This is a genomic window from Pseudomonas sp. HD6515 (assembly GCF_024971855.1).
GTDB classification, from domain to species: Bacteria; Pseudomonadota; Gammaproteobacteria; order Pseudomonadales; family Pseudomonadaceae; genus Aquipseudomonas; species Aquipseudomonas alloputida.
In genome coordinates this window covers 6,006,061-6,022,132 of record NZ_CP079827.1, presented here as the reverse complement: position 1 = coordinate 6,022,132, position 16,072 = coordinate 6,006,061, and the positions used below count along the sequence as shown (strand labels likewise).

At 62.7% G+C, this 16,072-nt stretch carries 14 protein-coding genes; 12 read left to right on the top strand and 2 right to left on the bottom strand.

Features of this window, described 5'->3' with window-relative positions; translation table 11 throughout:
• Positions 1-5: 5 nt before the first annotated feature.
• From KW568_RS27635 to KW568_RS27585, 11 genes are all read left to right on the top strand, one after another.
• Positions 6-1,094: an efflux RND transporter periplasmic adaptor subunit gene (locus KW568_RS27635; protein ID WP_004575841.1), complete on the top strand. Its 1,089-nt coding sequence runs from the start codon at positions 6-8 to the stop codon at positions 1,092-1,094.
• Entirely contained in the window at positions 1,091-2,158 is a 1,068-nt protein-coding gene (locus tag KW568_RS27630; RefSeq protein ID WP_003248943.1) for an efflux RND transporter periplasmic adaptor subunit, read from the top strand. Before KW568_RS27635 ends, KW568_RS27630 begins: the two co-directional genes overlap by 4 nt.
• A complete protein-coding gene (locus KW568_RS27625; protein WP_004575842.1) occupies positions 2,155-5,208 on the top strand; it encodes an efflux RND transporter permease subunit in 3,054 nt (1,017 codons plus the stop codon). The genes KW568_RS27630 and KW568_RS27625 overlap by 4 nt, the downstream gene beginning before the upstream one ends.
• A gap of 233 nt (positions 5,209-5,441) precedes the next feature.
• Positions 5,442-5,624 carry a sulfur starvation response protein OscA gene (gene oscA / locus KW568_RS27620; RefSeq protein WP_003248957.1) on the top strand — a complete coding sequence of 61 codons (183 nt, stop codon included), beginning with the start codon at positions 5,442-5,444 and terminating at the stop codon, positions 5,622-5,624.
• A 50-nt stretch (positions 5,625-5,674) separates the two neighbouring features.
• Positions 5,675-6,682 (top strand): sulfate ABC transporter substrate-binding protein, encoded by a 1,008-nt coding sequence (locus KW568_RS27615; RefSeq protein WP_003248959.1) that lies wholly within the window; start codon positions 5,675-5,677, stop codon positions 6,680-6,682.
• Positions 6,683-6,867: 185 nt separating this feature from the next.
• Positions 6,868-7,686, top strand: a complete 819-nt coding sequence (gene cysT / locus KW568_RS27610; protein WP_003248961.1) for a sulfate ABC transporter permease subunit CysT — start codon at positions 6,868-6,870, stop codon at positions 7,684-7,686.
• Positions 7,687-7,697: 11 nt separating this feature from the next.
• The gene (cysW, locus tag KW568_RS27605; RefSeq protein WP_259537269.1) at positions 7,698-8,570 is read left to right on the top strand and encodes a sulfate ABC transporter permease subunit CysW; all 873 of its coding nucleotides are present in this window, start codon (positions 7,698-7,700) and stop codon (positions 8,568-8,570) included.
• 3 nt (positions 8,571-8,573) lie between these two features.
• Positions 8,574-9,563, top strand: coding sequence for a sulfate/molybdate ABC transporter ATP-binding protein (locus KW568_RS27600; protein WP_003248965.1), 990 nt, complete (start codon positions 8,574-8,576; stop codon positions 9,561-9,563).
• Positions 9,564-9,773: 210 nt separating this feature from the next.
• Entirely contained in the window at positions 9,774-10,355 is a 582-nt protein-coding gene (locus KW568_RS27595) for an alpha/beta hydrolase (protein ID WP_003248970.1), read from the top strand.
• Positions 10,356-10,419: 64 nt separating this feature from the next.
• Positions 10,420-11,250 (top strand): sigma 54-interacting transcriptional regulator, encoded by an 831-nt coding sequence (locus tag KW568_RS27590; RefSeq protein ID WP_004575844.1) that lies wholly within the window; start codon positions 10,420-10,422, stop codon positions 11,248-11,250.
• Positions 11,251-11,425: 175 nt separating this feature from the next.
• Positions 11,426-12,211, top strand: a complete 786-nt coding sequence (locus tag KW568_RS27585) for a MetQ/NlpA family ABC transporter substrate-binding protein (protein ID WP_003248974.1) — start codon at positions 11,426-11,428, stop codon at positions 12,209-12,211.
• 133 nt (positions 12,212-12,344) lie between these two features.
• On the opposite strand, the gene KW568_RS27580 is transcribed toward KW568_RS27585, so the two are convergent.
• On the bottom strand, positions 12,345-14,711 hold the full coding sequence (locus KW568_RS27580) for a penicillin acylase family protein (protein WP_004575845.1): 2,367 nt from the start codon (positions 14,709-14,711) through the stop codon (positions 12,345-12,347).
• 86 nt (positions 14,712-14,797) lie between these two features.
• Here KW568_RS27580 and KW568_RS27575 point away from each other — a divergent pair, with 86 nt between their 5' ends.
• On the top strand, positions 14,798-15,364 hold the full coding sequence (locus KW568_RS27575; protein ID WP_004575846.1) for a sugar O-acetyltransferase: 567 nt from the start codon (positions 14,798-14,800) through the stop codon (positions 15,362-15,364).
• Here KW568_RS27575 and KW568_RS27570 read toward each other — a convergent pair.
• Complete coding sequence (locus KW568_RS27570; RefSeq protein WP_004575847.1) at positions 15,343-15,912, bottom strand: DUF6436 domain-containing protein; 570 nt, start codon at positions 15,910-15,912, stop codon at positions 15,343-15,345. The two genes, KW568_RS27575 and KW568_RS27570, sit on opposite strands and share 22 nt — an antisense overlap.
• Positions 15,913-16,072: the final 160 nt, after the last annotated feature.

The window sequence follows — 16,072 nt, the reverse complement described above, 5'->3', positions numbered from 1 at the left end:
CCAGCATGGCGTTGATGCGTCCGCTGTCGGTCATCTGTCTGGGGTTGTTGTACATGCTCACCGGCTGTAGCAAGGAAGAGGTCCCCAAGACGCTGCCTCGGGTGGGGGTGCAGCAGGTACAACCCACCGATTTCGCTGCCAGGGTCACTTTGACCGGTGACGTGCAGGCGCGGGTGCAGACCGATTTGTCATTCCGCGTCGGCGGCAAGATCATTTCGCGTAGCGTCGACGTGGGCGATCACGTCAAGGCCAACCAGGTGCTGGCCCGGCTTGACCCGAAAGACCTGCAGAACAATGTCGACTCGGCCAAGGCCGAAGTATTCGCCGCGCAGGCGCGGGTCACCCAGACCAGTGCGGCCTTCGTGCGCCAGCAAAAACTGCTGCCCAAGGGCTACACCAGCCAGAGCGAGTACGATGCTGCCGAGGCCGCGCTGCGCAGCAATCAGAGCGCACTCAAGGCCGCCCAGGCGCAACTGGCCAATGCCAACGAGCAGCTCAGCTACACCGCACTGGTCTCCGAGGCCGCCGGGGTCATCACCGAGCGCCAGGCCGAGGTTGGCCAAGTGGTGCAGGCGACCATGCCGATCTTCAGCCTGGCCGTCGATGGCGACCGCGATGCGGTGTTCAACGTCTACGAGTCGCTGCTGGTGGCGCCGCCCAGCGATGCCGGGGTAGTCGTGAGCCTGCTGGACGATCCCAAGGTCCAGGCCCGTGGCTTCGTGCGCGAAATAACCCCCACCGTGTCGGCGCAAAGCGGCACCGTGCAGGTCAAGGTGGGGCTCAAGGACGTGCCGCCCGGGATGCAATTGGGGGCACCGGTTACTGCCACCACCAATGCCCAGGGCCGGCCCAGCATCGAGCTGCCGTGGTCGGCGCTGACCAAGGCCTTGCATGAGCCTGCCGTGTGGGTGGTGGGCGAGGGCGACAAGGTGGAACTGCGCAAAGTCAAAATCCGCCGTTACCTCACCGGCAAGATCGTGGTCGCCAGCGGCCTGAAAGGCGGCGAGACCGTAGTGGTCAACGGCGGCCAGTTGCTGCACCCCGGCATGCAGGTACAGAAGGTCGACGCCAAGGGCCCTGGGGGTGAGCTATGAAGCGTCTGCTGCTGATGCTGTCGGCCGGGGTGCTGCTGGTCGGTTGCAGTAGCGAAGAAGAGGCACCAGAGGCGATCCGGCCAGTGCTGTCGGTCAAGGTCGAACCCCAGGTGCAGTCGCAGCTGGGCCGCTTCGCCGGCAGTATTCAGGCGCGCTTCGAAAGCACCTTGGGCTTCCGGGTTTCCGGGCGCATTGCCCGGCGCTGGCTGGACGTGGGCGCCCAGGTGAAACCGGGTGACACCTTGGCCACCCTGGACCCCACCGACCAGCAGAACCAGCTGCGCGCCGCCGAAGGCGATCTGGCCAAGGTGCAGGCACAGTGGATCAACGCCCAGGCCGATGCCCGTCGCCAGCAGCAGTTGTATGACCGTGGGGTAGGCGCCCAGGCACAGCTGGATATTGCCCAGACCAACCTGAAAACCACCAGCGCGGCGTTGGAGCAGGCGCGCTCCGCCGTCAGCCAGGCCCGCGACCAGCTCGACTACAGCACCCTGCGTACCGACCACGCTGCCGTGATTACCGCGTGGCAGGCCGAAGCCGGGCAAACCGTTACCGCCGGGCAAGCCGTGGTGACCCTGGCCCGGCCGGACGTGAAGGAAGCGGTAATCGACCTGCCGATCGATCTGGCCGAGCAGTTGAGCAAAGGCCTGACCTTCACCGTTGCTTCGCAACTGGACCCGACCATCAACACCACGGCCAGCCTGCGCGAACTGGAGCCCCAGGCCGATGCCACCACCCGGACCCGCCGTGCTCGCCTGACCCTGGCCAGCACACCGGCGGCCTTTCACCTTGGCACCGCCATCAGTGTGACCCTTAGCTCGGAAGTGTCCCCGCGCAGCGAACTGCCCTTGAGTGCCTTGCTCGAGCGCGACGGCAAGACCCAGGTGTGGGTGATCGATACGCAGCACAAGACCGTGGCCACCCGTGACGTGGCGCTGATCGACCGCACCGATGACAGCATCGTACTGAGCGCCGGCGTGCAGCCCGGTGAGCGCGTGGTCACTGCCGGCGTCAACAGCCTCAAGCCTGGCCAGAAGGTCACCTTCGACGAGGATGCGCAATGAAAGGAAGCTTCAACCTGTCCGACTGGGCGCTCAAGCATCAATCGTTCGTCTGGTACCTGATGTTCGTTGGCCTTTTGATGGGGATTTTCTCCTACTTCAACCTGGGCCGTGAGGAAGACCCGTCGTTCACCATCAAAACCATGGTCATCCAGACCCGCTGGCCCGGTGCGACCCAGGACGAAACCCTCTACCAGGTCACCGACCGTATCGAGAAGAAGCTCGAGGAACTCGATTCACTCGACTACACCAAAAGCTACACCCGCCCCGGCGAGTCCACGGTCTACGTGTACCTTCGCGACACCACCAAGGCCAAGGACATCCCGGAAATCTGGTACCAGGTGCGCAAGAAGATCCAGGACATTCGTGGCGAATTTCCCGCCGGTATCCAGGGGCCGGGCTTCAACGACGAATTCGGTGATGTATTCGGTTCGATCTATGCCTTTACCGCTGACGGCCTGACCCTGCGCCAACTGCGGGACTACGTGGAACAGGCAAGGGCCGAGGTCCGCGATGTACCCAACATCGGCAAGATCGAGCTGGTCGGCACCCAGGACGAAGTGCTGTACCTGAACTTCTCCACCCGCAAGCTGGCTGCCCTGGGCATTGACCAGCGCCAGGTAATGCAGGCACTTCAAGCGCAGAATGCGGTGACGCCGGCCGGCATGATCGAGGCCGGCCCGGAGCGCATCTCGGTGCGCACGTCCGGGCAGTTTGCCTCGGAAAAAGACCTGCAATCCGTCAACTTGAGGATCAACGACCGCTTCTTCCGCCTGGCTGATATCGCCGACATCGAGCGCGGCTATGTCGACCCACCCTCGCCAATGTTCCGTTACAACGGCCAGACAGCCCTTGGCCTGGCCATCGGCATGAAGGCCGGCGGCAACATCCAGGTGTTCGGTGCGGCGTTGAAAAAGCGCATGGACCAGGTGGTCCAGGACCTGCCGGTGGGTGTCGGTGTACACACCGTTTCTGACCAGGCCGTGGTGGTCAAGCAGGCGGTCGGCGGTTTCACCAGCGCGCTGTTCGAGGCGGTGGTGATCGTGCTGGCCGTGAGCTTTGTCAGTCTTGGCGTGCGCGCCGGGCTGGTGGTGGCCTGCTCGATCCCGCTGGTGCTGGCCATGGTGTTCGTGTTCATGGAGTACAGCGGCATCACCATGCAGCGTATTTCGCTGGGGGCGCTGATCATTGCGCTTGGCCTGCTGGTGGACGATGCGATGATTACCGTGGAGGTGATGGTCACGCGGCTGGAAATGGGTGAAAGCAAGGAGCAGGCGGCGACGTTCGCCTACACCTCCACAGCCTTCCCCATGCTTACCGGCACCTTGGTGACCGTGGCCGGGTTCGTGCCTATCGGCCTCAACGCCAGCTCTGCGGGTGAATACACCTTCACCCTGTTCGCGGTGATTGCCGTGGCCCTGATCGTGTCGTGGGTGGTGGCTGTGTTCTTCGCGCCGGTGCTTGGCGTGCATATTCTCAAAGGCGACAAGCTCAAGGCTCACGAGGCTGAGCCTGGCCGGGTCGGGCGGGCATTTGAAGGCGGGTTGCTGTGGTGCATGCGCAACCGCTGGTTGACCATCATCGGCACCGTGGTGCTGTTTGCCCTGGCGATCTTCTGCATGCGTTTTGTGCAGAACCAGTTTTTCCCGTCCTCGGACCGCCCGGAAATTCTCGTCGACCTCAACCTGCCGCAGAACGCCTCGATCGAGGAGACGCGCAAGGTGGTCGACCGCTTCGAGGCACGGATCAAGGACGACCCGGACCTGGTGCACTGGAGTACCTACATCGGCCAGGGCGCGATCCGCTTCTACCTGCCCCTCGATCAGCAGTTGCAGAACCCTTACTACGCGCAGCTGGTGATTGTCAGCAAGGGCTTCGAAGAGCGTGAGGCCATGATGGACCGCCTGCGGAAGATCCTGCACGAAGAGTTCGTCGGCGTCGGCACCAACGTGCAATCGCTGGAGATGGGCCCGCCGGTAGGCCGGCCGATCCAGTACCGGGTCAGCGGTGCCGACATCGACCAGGTGCGCAAACACGCCATCGAGCTGGCCACCTTGCTCGACCAGAACGAGCACATCGGCGAGATGATCTACGACTGGAACGAGCCGGGTAAGGTGCTGCGCGTGGAAATTGCCCAGGACAAGGCACGCCAGCTGGGGCTGTCGTCCGAAGATGTTGCCAATGTGATGAACAGCATCGTCAGTGGCTTGCAGATCACCCAGGTCAACGACAACATCTACCTGGTCGATGTGGTCGCGCGCGCCGAAGACAGCGAACGTGGCTCGCCTGATACCCTGCAGAACCTGCAAATTCTCACCCCTAACGGCACGTCGATCCCGCTGCTGTCGTTCGCCACCGTGCGCTACGAACTGGAACAGCCGCTGGTGTGGCGCCGCGACCGCAAGCCGACCATCACCATCAAGGCCTCAGTCAATGGCGAGATCCAGCCCACTGACCTGGTGGCCCAGCTGAAGCCAAAAATTGACGAGTTCGCCAGCAAGCTGCCGGTCGGTTACGAAGTGGCCACGGGGGGTACGGTTGAAGAAAGCAGCAAGGCCCAGGGGCCAATCGCCAAGGTCATCCCACTGATGCTGTTCCTCATGGCGACCTTCCTGATGATCCAGTTGCACAGCGTGCAGAAGCTGTTCCTGGTGGTCAGCGTGGCGCCGCTGGGGCTGATTGGCGTGGTGTTGGCGCTGGTGCCTACGGGTACGCCGATGGGCTTTGTGGCGATCCTCGGCATCCTTGCGCTGGCGGGCATCATCATTCGTAACTCGGTGATCCTGGTGACCCAGATCGACGAGTTCGAAGCCCAGGGCCTGTCGCCGTGGGATGCGGTGGTGGAGGCCACCAACCATCGGCGCCGGCCGATCCTGCTGACCGCGGCGGCGGCGAGCCTGGGCATGATCCCGATTGCACGCGAGGTGTTCTGGGGCCCCATGGCCTACGCCATGATTGGCGGGATCATCGTGGCGACCTTGCTGACGCTGCTGTTCCTGCCGGCGCTGTACGTGGCCTGGTACAAGATCCGCGAGCCGCAGAAACACGCCTGAAGGCCCATATGGCCCCTTGTAGGAGCGGGTTTACCCGCGAATGCGATGGTGCATCGACCACCGTATTCGCGGGTAAACCCGCTCCTACAAGGGGTGTGTGCTTTTAAATGGTTATATAAAAATTCTTAAACAGTATTTTTAAGAATAATCCCGCCTCACTACTATTGCCCTCAAGCCAGGCGCAAATCCCCTTCAAACCTCTGCCCGGCGCCCTCACTCCAAGGAGAACGAGCATGAGTGCATCTCTGCGTAGCATCGACGGTCAGGACGAAGCCACCATCTTGCGTGAAATCCAGAGCGCCTTGCGCGACCTGCGTTTCGGTGCGGTGGAGATCACCGTGCACAACGCTCAGGTCGTACAGATCGAGCGCAAGGAGAAGTTCCGCCTGCAACAGCCCGGCAACAAGCCCGGCTGATCGGCGCCACAACATCCAAAACTAGAAAAATGCCAATCGGGAGCTTCACCATGTCCATCCGCCGTTATGCGCTCGCCGCTCTGGCCAGTGCTGTTTTTGCCGGTTCCGCCATCGCCAAGGACTACGAACTGCTCAACGTGTCCTACGACCCGACCCGTGAGCTGTACCAGCAGTACAACGCTGAGTTCATCAAACACTGGCAACAGGCCCATCCGGGTGACAAGGTGAAAATCCAGCAATCCCATGGGGGGTCGGGCAAGCAGGCCCGTGCGGTGATCGACGGCCTGCGCGCTGACGTGGTGACCCTGGCCCTGGCCGGTGACATCGACGAAGTGGCCAAGCTTGGCAAGACACTGCCCGAGAACTGGCAGACCCGCCTGCCTGACGCCAGCACCCCGTACACCTCGACCATCGTGTTCCTGGTGCGCAAGGGCAACCCGAAAGGCATCAAGGACTGGGGCGACCTGATCAAGAAGGACGTGTCGGTCATCACCCCGAACCCGAAAACCTCCGGCGGTGCGCGCTGGAACTTCCTCGCAGCATGGGCGTACGGCCTGAAGGCCGGCGGTAGCGAAGAGAAGGCCAAGGCCTATGTGCAGGAGCTGTTCAAGCATGTACCGGTGCTGGATACCGGCGCCCGTGGTTCGACCATCACCTTCGTCAACAATGGCCAGGGCGACGTGTTGCTGGCCTGGGAAAACGAGGCCTTCCTGGCCCTGAAGGAAGACGGGGGTGCCGACAAGTTCGACATCGTCGTGCCGTCGCTGTCGATCCTGGCCGAGCCGCCAGTGGCCGTGGTCGACAAGAACGCCGAGAAGAAGGGCAATACCGAGATTGCCACCGAATACCTCAAGCACCTGTACAGCCCGGCCGGGCAGAAGATTGCCGCCGAGAACTTCTACCGCCCGCGTGACGAGAAAGTCGCTGCGGAGTTCGGCAAGCAGTTCCCGAAACTGGACCTGGTGACCATCGACAAGGACTTTGGTGGGTGGAAGACTGCACAACCGAAATTCTTCAATGATGGCGGTGTGTTCGACCAGATCTATCAGGCACAGTAAGGGCCAAAGGAACGCGGGGCCGCGTTGCGGCCCATTCGCGGCACAAGGCCGCTCCCACAAGGAACCATAGTCCCCTGTGGGAGCGGCCTTGTGTCGCGAATGGGCTGCCAAGCTGCCCCAGGATACAAAAGCTTGCACCGGCCCGGGATTGTTTCCGGGCTTAGTGCGTTCAACCAGGGATATTTATGTCGCGTCGCATCTCCCCCGTCATACCCGGCTTCGGGCTGACGCTGGGCTACACCTTGGTGTACCTCAGCCTGATCGTGCTGATACCGCTGGCGGCCATGTTCATCCATGCCTCGCAGCTGACCTTCGAGCAGTTCTGGACCATCATCAGTGCGCCGCGGGTGATCGCTGCGCTCAAGCTGAGCTTCGGCACCGCCCTGTTCGCCGCCATCATCAACGGTGTGATCGGTACCCTGCTGGCTTGGGTGCTGGTGCGTTACACCTTCCCTGGGCGCAAGATCATCGATGCGATGATCGACCTGCCGTTCGCCTTGCCGACCGCGGTTGCCGGTATCGCCCTGACTGCCCTGTACGCGCCGCAGGGCTGGGTCGGCCAGTTCGCCACCGACCTGGGCTTCAAGATCGCCTATACCCCGCTGGGCATCACCCTGGCACTGACCTTCGTGACCCTGCCGTTCGTGGTGCGCACGGTGCAGCCGGTACTGGCCGACATCCCGCGTGAAGTGGAAGAGGCCGCAGCCTGCCTGGGGGCCAAGCCATTGCAGGTGTTCCGCCACATCCTGGCGCCGGCCCTGCTGCCGGCATGGCTCACCGGCTTTGCCCTGGCCTTCGCCCGTGGCGTGGGCGAGTATGGTTCGGTGATCTTCATTGCTGGCAACATGCCGATGAAGACCGAAATCCTGCCGCTGCTGATCATGGTCAAGCTCGACCAGTACGACTACACCGGCGCGACCGCCATCGGCGTGTTGATGCTGGTGGTTTCCTTCATCCTGCTGCTGCTGATCAACCTGCTGCAGCGCCGCATCGAAACCCCTTGAAGGAGGCCGGCATGTCCAGTTCATCCCTGAGTGCAAGTGCCGCAGCCAACGCCGCCTGCCGTGGCAGCGCCACGTCACGGCGTATCCTGATCGGCCTTGGCTGGCTGGTGTTCGCCCTGTTCCTGCTGCTGCCGCTGGTGATCGTGGTATCGCAGGCGCTGAAGAACGGTTTTGGCACCTTCTTCGAGGCGATCTTCGAACCCGATGCGTTGTCGGCGCTGAAGCTGACCCTGCTCGCCGTGGTTATCTCGGTGCCGCTGAACCTGGTATTTGGCGTAAGCGCTGCCTGGTGCGTGAGCAAGTACACCTTCCGTGGCAAGAGCATCCTGGTCACCCTGATCGACCTGCCGTTCTCGGTGTCACCCGTGATCGCCGGCCTGGTCTACGTGCTGATGTTCGGCGCGCAAGGCCTGTTCGGTCCGTGGCTGCAGGACCACGATATCCAGATCGTGTTCGCCCTGCCGGGCATTGTCCTGGCGACCATTTTCGTTACCGTACCGTTCGTGGCCCGTGAGCTGATCCCGCTGATGCAGGAGCAAGGCACGCAGGAGGAGGAGGCTGCACGGCTGCTCGGTGCCAACGGCTGGCAGATGTTCTGGCACGTGACCCTGCCGAACATCAAATGGGGGCTGATCTACGGCGTGGTGCTGTGTACCGCGCGGGCCATGGGCGAGTTCGGTGCGGTGTCGGTGGTGTCGGGCCACATCCGTGGCGTGACCAACACCTTGCCGCTGCATGTGGAGATTCTCTACAACGAGTACAACCACGTCGCAGCCTTCAGCGTGGCCAGCCTGTTGCTGATCCTGGCGCTCTTCATCCTGCTGCTCAAGCAGTGGAGCGAGAACCGTATTAACCGCCTGCGCCATAGCGCCGCGGAGGAATGATTCATGTCGATCGAAGTTCGTAACGTCAGCAAGCGCTTCAACAGCTTCCAGGCCCTGAACGCAATCAACCTGGACATCAACAGCGGCGAGCTGGTGGCTCTGCTCGGCCCGTCCGGCTGTGGCAAGACCACCCTGCTGCGCATCATTGCCGGCCTGGAAACCCCGGACCAGGGCAATATCGTGTTCCATGGCGAGGACGTTTCCGGCCATGACGTGCGTGACCGTAACGTCGGGTTCGTGTTCCAGCACTACGCGCTGTTCCGCCACATGAGCGTGTTCGACAACGTTGCTTTCGGCCTGCGCATGAAGCCCAAGGGCGAGCGCCCAAGCGAGAGCAAGATTGCCGAGAAGGTGCATGAGCTGCTGAACATGGTGCAACTGGACTGGCTGTCCGACCGCTACCCCGAGCAGCTTTCCGGTGGCCAGCGTCAGCGTATCGCCCTGGCCCGTGCCCTGGCGGTGGAGCCGAAGGTGCTGCTGCTGGACGAGCCATTCGGTGCGCTGGATGCCAAGGTGCGAAAAGAGCTGCGGCGCTGGCTGGCGCGGCTGCACGAGGATATCAACCTGACGTCGGTGTTCGTTACCCACGACCAGGAAGAAGCCATGGAAGTAGCCGACCGCATCGTGGTCATGAACAAGGGTGTGATCGAGCAGATCGGCTCGCCGGGTGAGGTGTACGATCAGCCGGCCAACGATTTCGTCTACCACTTCCTCGGTGACTCCAACCGCCTGGCCTTGAGCGAAGGGCATCACGTGCTGTTTCGCCCGCACGAGGTGTCGCTGTCGCGGCATGAGACCGAAGGGCACCATGCGGCCGAGGTGCGCGACATTCGCCCGTTGGGCGCGACCACGCGGGTGACCTTGAAGGTGGAAGGGCAGAGCGAGCTGATCGAGGCCGAGGTGGTGAAAGACCATGACAGCCTGACCGGGCTGGCGCGGGGAGAGACGTTGTTCTTCCGGCCGAAGGTATGGCAGAAGGTGGCGGATATCTGAGTCGCACAAGGAAAAGAGAGCCCGGGCATGGTCCCGGGTTTTTCTTGCCTGAACGTTTGACAGGGCAGCTTTACAGCCTTTTACAAGCGAGTGGCGGTAGCGCACTTGTTATACCCTATGGGTATTAATAAATATCTTCTTATTCCTTTACGAATATTTCGCCCTCCCTATACTTGTCTCCAAGCACGCAAACTTACTGGAGGCGTCCCCATGCGCAATGAGTCGATTCGCTACCTGATTGTGCCGGGTTGGCAAGGATCGCCAGACAACCATTGGCAGAGTCACTGGCAGCGCACCCTGCCCAACAGTGCACGGGTTGAACAGCAAGACTGGCTCACCCCGCAGCGGCAGGACTGGGTGCACGCGCTGGAGCAGTCGATTGCCGCCGAGCGCTCGCCGGTGATCCTGATTGCCCACAGCCTTGGTTGCATCACTGTCGCCCATTGGGCAGCGCAGGCAAGCCCAGCCTTGCTGCGGCAGGTGCGTGGTGCACTGCTGGTGGCGCCGGCAGATGTCGAACGGCCCACTTGTGCACCCGTGCTGCGCAACTTTGCGCCGATCCCTACCGAGGTGCTGCCGTTCCCTAGCCAGGTCGTCAGCTCGGACAACGACCCGGCCGTGAACGTGCCACGGGCGCTGTACCTGGCCCAGGCATGGGGCGCCGAAGCGGGTTTGCTGAGCAATGCCGGGCACATCAACGTCAAGTCCGGTCATGAGCGCTGGGAACAAGGCTTCGCCTACCTGTATCGCTTGCAGAGCCGGATCGAGCAGCGCGCACTGCGCCGCGCCTGATCGCCCTTACTGTTCACCCTTTGCCTGACGCCTGGCCATTACGGGCCTGGGGCGGGAGTTCGTCATGACGTTTCAAAACCCGTTCGGCCAGCCGCTGCTGACCTTCCCCGAGCTGGACAAGAGCCCGCTGAGCATTCGTGCCAAGGCGCTGGTGTTCATCGACCCGCGCTCGCAGCAGCTGCGCGAGGACCTTGAGCGCCTGGCGCCACAACCTTTGCCGGTGCTGATCCGAGGCGAGACCGGCACCGGCAAGGAGCTGCTGGCTCGGCAGATCCACCGTACCAGCGACCGTGGAGGGTTGTTCGTGTCGGTCAACTGCGCGGCCATCAGCCCCACCTACGCCGATGCCGAGCTGTTTGGCTATAGCGCGGGCACCCATGGCGGTACGGCCAGCAGCCGCGCCGGCTGGTTCGGTTCGGCCAGCGGCGGCACCTTGTACCTGGACGAGATTGCCGACTTGCCGTTGGCCATCCAGGGCAAGCTGCTGGCGGCCCTGGAAAACCGCGAGGTCACTCGGGTGGGCGCGCAGCAGCCACAGCCGGTGGATGTGCGTCTGGTAGCCGCCACCAGCATCGACCTGGCCCGCGTAGTACGTGCAGGGCGCTTCAACGAGCGCCTGTACCAGTATCTGCGCGAGGGCGCGCTGGAACTGCCGCCGCTGCGCGAGCGGCCGGGCGATATCCTGCCGCTGGCCGAGTACTTCGTGGGCATCTACAGCGTGCGCCTGCAACGGCCTGTGCCCTTGGTGAGCGAGGCGGCGCAGCGGGTGCTGGAGGCGCATTTCTGGCCGGGCAATACCCGCGAACTGGAGAACGTCATCCACTTTGCCTTGCTGGTCAATGACGGCGAAGAGATCCTGCCAGAAGACCTCGAACTGCCTGACCCCGCGCGTTAGACATCGCTCATGGGTAAAGAGGCTGATGGTATTGTGTTTTTGGAATAAGCAGCTAAGTAAAAGATATTGTTGCGGAATAAAAAATTTGGGTATCGTCCGCCTCAAGCCCACTGGTGAACCGGTTGGGCACCCGATTTGCCATCGTCGATGGCCCAGATTCAGAACAAGGACCACCATGAAGAAGACCCTGCTGACCACTGCCCTGGCTGCTGCCCTGTCGTTCTCCGGCCTGGCCGCTGCTGCCGAGAAACTGGTGGTTGCCGCTACCCCGGTACCGCACGCCGAAATTCTCGAACTGATCAAGCCGACCCTGGCAAAAGAAGGCGTGGACCTTCAGATCAAGGTCTTCACCGATTACGTACAGCCGAACGTGCAGGTGGACCAGAAGCGTCTGGACGCCAACTACTTCCAGACCCTGCCGTACTTGAAGAGCTTCAACGAAGGCAAGGGCACCCACCTGGAAACCGTGATCGGTGTGCACGTCGAGCCGTTCGGTGGTTACTCGAAGAAGATCAAGAACCTGTCCGAGCTGAAGGAGGGCGCCACCGTTGCCATCCCTAACGAAGGCAGCAACAGCGGCCGCGCCCTGATCCTGCTGCAGAAGGCTGGCCTGATCACCCTGAAAGACCCGAAAAACGCCCTGGCCACGCCAAAGGACATTGCCGAGAACCCGAAGAAGCTGAAGTTCCGCGAGCTTGAATCGGCCATGCTGCCGCGTGTGCTGGACCAGGTCGACCTGGACATGATTAACACCAACTACGCCCTGGAAGCCGGCCTGAACCCGGCCAAGGACGCGCTGGTGATCGAAGGTGCCGACTCGCCGTACGTGAACTTCCTGGTTGCCCGCCCGGACAACAAGGACAGCGAAGCCATCCAGAAACTGGCCAAGGCCCTGACCAGCCCTGAAGTGAAGGCATTCATTGCCAAGAAGTACCAAGGTGCCGTACTGCCGGCGTTCTGATTTCGCTTGCAACCCCGGTATGCGCCAACGCCGACACCTTATAGTGTCGGCGTTTTTTTTGCCCTGCACGGGCAGGCACACGCAGCATCTGTAGAGACAGCCTTGTGCTGCGAACGGGCTGCAAAGCAGCCCCTTACCTTGGGGGTACCAGCCGTAAGGTAGTCTGCGCCGGTATTACCCCCATCTGTGCCTTCTGATACTGCCCCTGCACATACCCCTCAGCCTGGTCCGCGTAATGCCGGTCAAACGGCACGCCACTCTGCCCGACCGGGTTGATGGTCAGGGCCTGCCCGGCATCGGCAAAGTCGATCAGCCGCCGCGTCGACGGCCCATAGGTTACCGGCCATGGCGCAGCGCTGATCTTCGCCGAAAGGTTGTTCGGTACTTCGTGGGTACCAGGTGCGGCGAACGGCCCAACGTTGAACAGCAGGTTCAGCGGCTTTTTCACCCCGAGCGGATGGTTGTGGGTCAGGGTATGGGCCTTGCCCCATTGCCAGCTGGCCGGATCACTGCCCAGGGTGTCGCGCAGGTGCTTCAAGCTGCTTTGCCACGCTGTGCGCACGACGGTGGTACGGTCCGTTCGCTGGCTGCCACCACGGGTGTTCCACCAGGGTGAATCGGCTTGCGCTGCCAGGCGTGGCAGGGCGGCGTCGATGGCGCGGGTGCTGATCAGCACCGGGAACCAGGTATCGCCCAGCTCGTCATGCAGGGCCGCGAATGCCAGTTCATAAAGGAATTGGTTGAACAGCGTGGCGCTGGTCGAGTCGAGCGGGTAGTCCCCAGCCCAAGCCGCCAGTTGCTCGACCAGCTCTTGCTCTTCATCACCTTCTGCCACCGCCCGTAGGGTTGCCAGAAGCGGGGCAAGCGTGCGCGGGCCATAGTCACTGGCGGTGTCCAACTGCAGTGCCTGGCTGTTTTGGGTGTCCCATTTCACCTCTGGGTTGGCCAGGTGGCGATCGAGCTGGCGGCCACGGTCGGGCAGGTTGTAGTAACCCGGTATCGGCACCACCGCCGGTGGCTGGTAGTTGGCCGAGACGATATAGCCGCGGGCCGGGTTTTCCTGCTGTGGGTTGACGCTGAAGGGGTAGAAACCGAGCTTGTCGGCCTGGGCGCTGGTGCCGTCGAGGATGAACGCCGGGTCGACCCCGTCGGGGCGGATTGGCAGCTTTGCCGCCGCCCACCAGCCGATGTCGCCACGGGCATTGGCCCAGACAAGGTTGAGCCCCGGCGCGTGAACCTTGGCGGCGGCCTCGCGCATCTTGCCCAGGGTGTCGGCGCGGTTGAGCTGGTAGAAGCCGTCGAGGATCGGGTTTTCGGTTTCCAGGAATGCCCACCACATGGCGATTGGCGTGGGGCCAGTGGTGCTGCCCAGTACGTCGTTGACGATCGGGCCATGGGGCGAGCGGCGCAGGCTGATGGTGACCGGCTGCTCGCCTTTGACGGCAATCGTCTGCTCGGTCTTTTCCAGTGTGAGCCACTGGCCATCGACCATCACCTGATCGGCGTTGGCAGGGTTGGTCTTTTCGGCGATCAGGTCGACGTCATCGTTCTGGAACATGGTCAGGCTCCAGCCAAAATCACGGTTGTGGCCGAGCAGAGCGAACGGGTTGAGTGCCTGGAAATAGCCGTAGAGATTGAAACCGGGCGCTGACAGTTCGGCCTCGTACCACACCGCAGGTACGGCGAAGCTGATGTGCGGGTCGCCAGCCAGCAACGGCTTGCCACTGCGGGTGCGGCTACCCGCGACCGCCCAGGCGTTGCTGCCTTCGAACTGCGGGATGCCGGCGTCGCCCAGTGCCTCATTGCTTAAGCGCGCAAGTGCTTCCAGGCTTTGCCAGTCGGCAGCGGCCAGTGGCGTGCCCAGTGCGCCCTCGGGTTGCCAGCCAAGGTCGAATATTTTCAGGTAGTCAGGCCCCAGCTGGTCGCGGATGTAGGTCAGCGCTGGCTCGGTGCGGAACGCGGCGGCAAAACTGTAGGCCAGGTAGCCGGCGATGCTCAGCGTGTCCTCGGCGGTGAACGGGCGCGGGGTGATGCCGAGCAGGTCGAATTCCGTGGGCTTGGGGTGGCTGGCCTGCCAACTGTTGACCCCCTCGAGGTAGGCTTGCAGGGCCTGCCATGCCGGCGCCTGCGGATCCTGCCGCTTGGCCATCAGCGCGGCCTGCTCGCGTATGCGCAGGCTGCGGAACAGGGTGTCGGTGGGCAGCAGCTTGTCGCCGAGCACCTCAGCCAGTTCGCCACGGGCCAGGCGGCGCAAAATCTCCATCTGGAACAGCCGGTCCTGGGCATGCACGTAGCCCAGTGCACGGTAAAGGTCCGGCTCGCTCTGTGCCTGCAGGTGTGGCACGCCGCGGGCGTCGTAGCGCACGCTGACCGGCGCTTGCAGGCCGGTAATGGCGACCTCGCCCTCACGCTGCGGCAGCTTCCCCTGCACGTACCAGTAACCGGCGGCGCCAGCGGAAACGGTGACTACCACCGCCAGCAGGGTCAGGCTGCGCTTCATTCAGACTCCTTGTGCATTCAAACGAAAAATGTGGTCCGATCATCGGCGGATTCGCGAACAGAGCATAGCCCCAGGAAGGAGTTTCCATGTCCCTCAGCGAAAAACACAAAATGCTCACCGGCCAGCTCTACCATGCTGGCTGCCCTGAACTGCAGGCCGAGCAGATCGCCAACAAGCACTGGATGCACCGCTACAACAACAGTGTCGAACTGCTCAACGACGCACGCCACGGGCTGCTTGTGGAGCACTTTGGCCAGGTTGGCGAAGGCGCGGTGATTCGCCCGCCGTTCTATTGCGACTACGGCTACAACATCAGCGTTGGCCGTAATACGTTCATGAACTTCAACTGCGTGATCCTCGACGTGGTACCGGTGCGTATCGGCGAGGACTGCCAGATCGGCCCCAACGTGCAGATCTATACCGCCGACCATCCGCTCGATCCTGAAGTGCGGCGCAGCGGGCTGGAGAGTGGGCGGCCGGTGACCATCGGCGACAACGTGTGGATCGGCGGTGCGGCGATCATCCTGCCGGGGGTGACCATCGGTGATAACGCCATCGTCGGCGCCGGCAGTGTGGTGACCCGGGATGTGCCCGCGGGCGCGACGGTGGTGGGTAACCCGGCGAGGGTCCGTCAGCCCGACCAAGGGCAGTAGCAGCCTACCGCCAGGGTATTGGAGGCGTTGACCTGGCGGCCGTCGAGCAAAGCCTTGAGGATTGGTTCGATGAAGCTGTTGTTGGCGTTGCACACGGCGCCTTCGCTGTAGGGGCCAAAATAAGCCAGTCGGCCTTGCCGGTCCCAGATGGCCACGGCCGGGGACGCAGGCAGGTGCTCGCTGCCGGGCAGGTGGGTGATGGGTTGCAAGCTACCGATATTGGCCGGTAGCTGGCCGTGGCTGCCGGGCTTTTGCAGCACATGGAAGGTAACGTCGTGGCCAGCGAACTGGCTGATAAGGTCGCCCAGGTGCTGTTGGTTGCCAACGTTGCATGGGCAGGCCGGGTCCCAGAAATGCACGACGCGGATCGGGCCAGCACCGGCCAGCTCGGCAGGTAACTGTAATTGGCTGCCGTCGAACAGCGTGGCCTGGTTGTCGAACGGACGCAGGTAGCGAGCCTGAAAGGCGCTGTAGGCCTGCCAGAGAATTACGGCGCCGACCAACAAGGCGATGACCGTGCACAGCGGTTTGATGATTCGGCTATTCATGAAGAGTCGGTGGCCCTTGTGGGAGCAACTGTCTTGCTCAATTTCTAAAAGCTGGCGCGATCCCTGTGGGAGCGGCCTTGCGTCGCGAAAGGGCCGCGCAGCGGCCCCAGGATCTCGGCATCATGCACAGATCGCTGGGGCCGCTTTGCGGCCCGCTCGC

Coding starts and splice junctions, on each gene's coding strand:
- KW568_RS27635 (WP_004575841.1), top strand. CDS start 6: ATGGCGTTGATGCGTCCGCTGTCGGTCATCTGTCTGGGGTTGTTGTAC.
- KW568_RS27630 (WP_003248943.1), top strand. CDS start 1,091: ATGAAGCGTCTGCTGCTGATGCTGTCGGCCGGGGTGCTGCTGGTCGGT.
- KW568_RS27625 (WP_004575842.1), top strand. CDS start 2,155: ATGAAAGGAAGCTTCAACCTGTCCGACTGGGCGCTCAAGCATCAATCG.
- oscA (WP_003248957.1), top strand. CDS start 5,442: ATGAGTGCATCTCTGCGTAGCATCGACGGTCAGGACGAAGCCACCATC.
- KW568_RS27615 (WP_003248959.1), top strand. CDS start 5,675: ATGTCCATCCGCCGTTATGCGCTCGCCGCTCTGGCCAGTGCTGTTTTT.
- cysT (WP_003248961.1), top strand. CDS start 6,868: ATGTCGCGTCGCATCTCCCCCGTCATACCCGGCTTCGGGCTGACGCTG.
- cysW (WP_259537269.1), top strand. CDS start 7,698: ATGTCCAGTTCATCCCTGAGTGCAAGTGCCGCAGCCAACGCCGCCTGC.
- KW568_RS27600 (WP_003248965.1), top strand. CDS start 8,574: ATGTCGATCGAAGTTCGTAACGTCAGCAAGCGCTTCAACAGCTTCCAG.
- KW568_RS27595 (WP_003248970.1), top strand. CDS start 9,774: ATGCGCAATGAGTCGATTCGCTACCTGATTGTGCCGGGTTGGCAAGGA.
- KW568_RS27590 (WP_004575844.1), top strand. CDS start 10,420: ATGACGTTTCAAAACCCGTTCGGCCAGCCGCTGCTGACCTTCCCCGAG.
- KW568_RS27585 (WP_003248974.1), top strand. CDS start 11,426: ATGAAGAAGACCCTGCTGACCACTGCCCTGGCTGCTGCCCTGTCGTTC.
- KW568_RS27580 (WP_004575845.1), bottom strand. CDS start 14,711: ATGAAGCGCAGCCTGACCCTGCTGGCGGTGGTAGTCACCGTTTCCGCT.
- KW568_RS27575 (WP_004575846.1), top strand. CDS start 14,798: ATGTCCCTCAGCGAAAAACACAAAATGCTCACCGGCCAGCTCTACCAT.
- KW568_RS27570 (WP_004575847.1), bottom strand. CDS start 15,912: ATGAATAGCCGAATCATCAAACCGCTGTGCACGGTCATCGCCTTGTTG.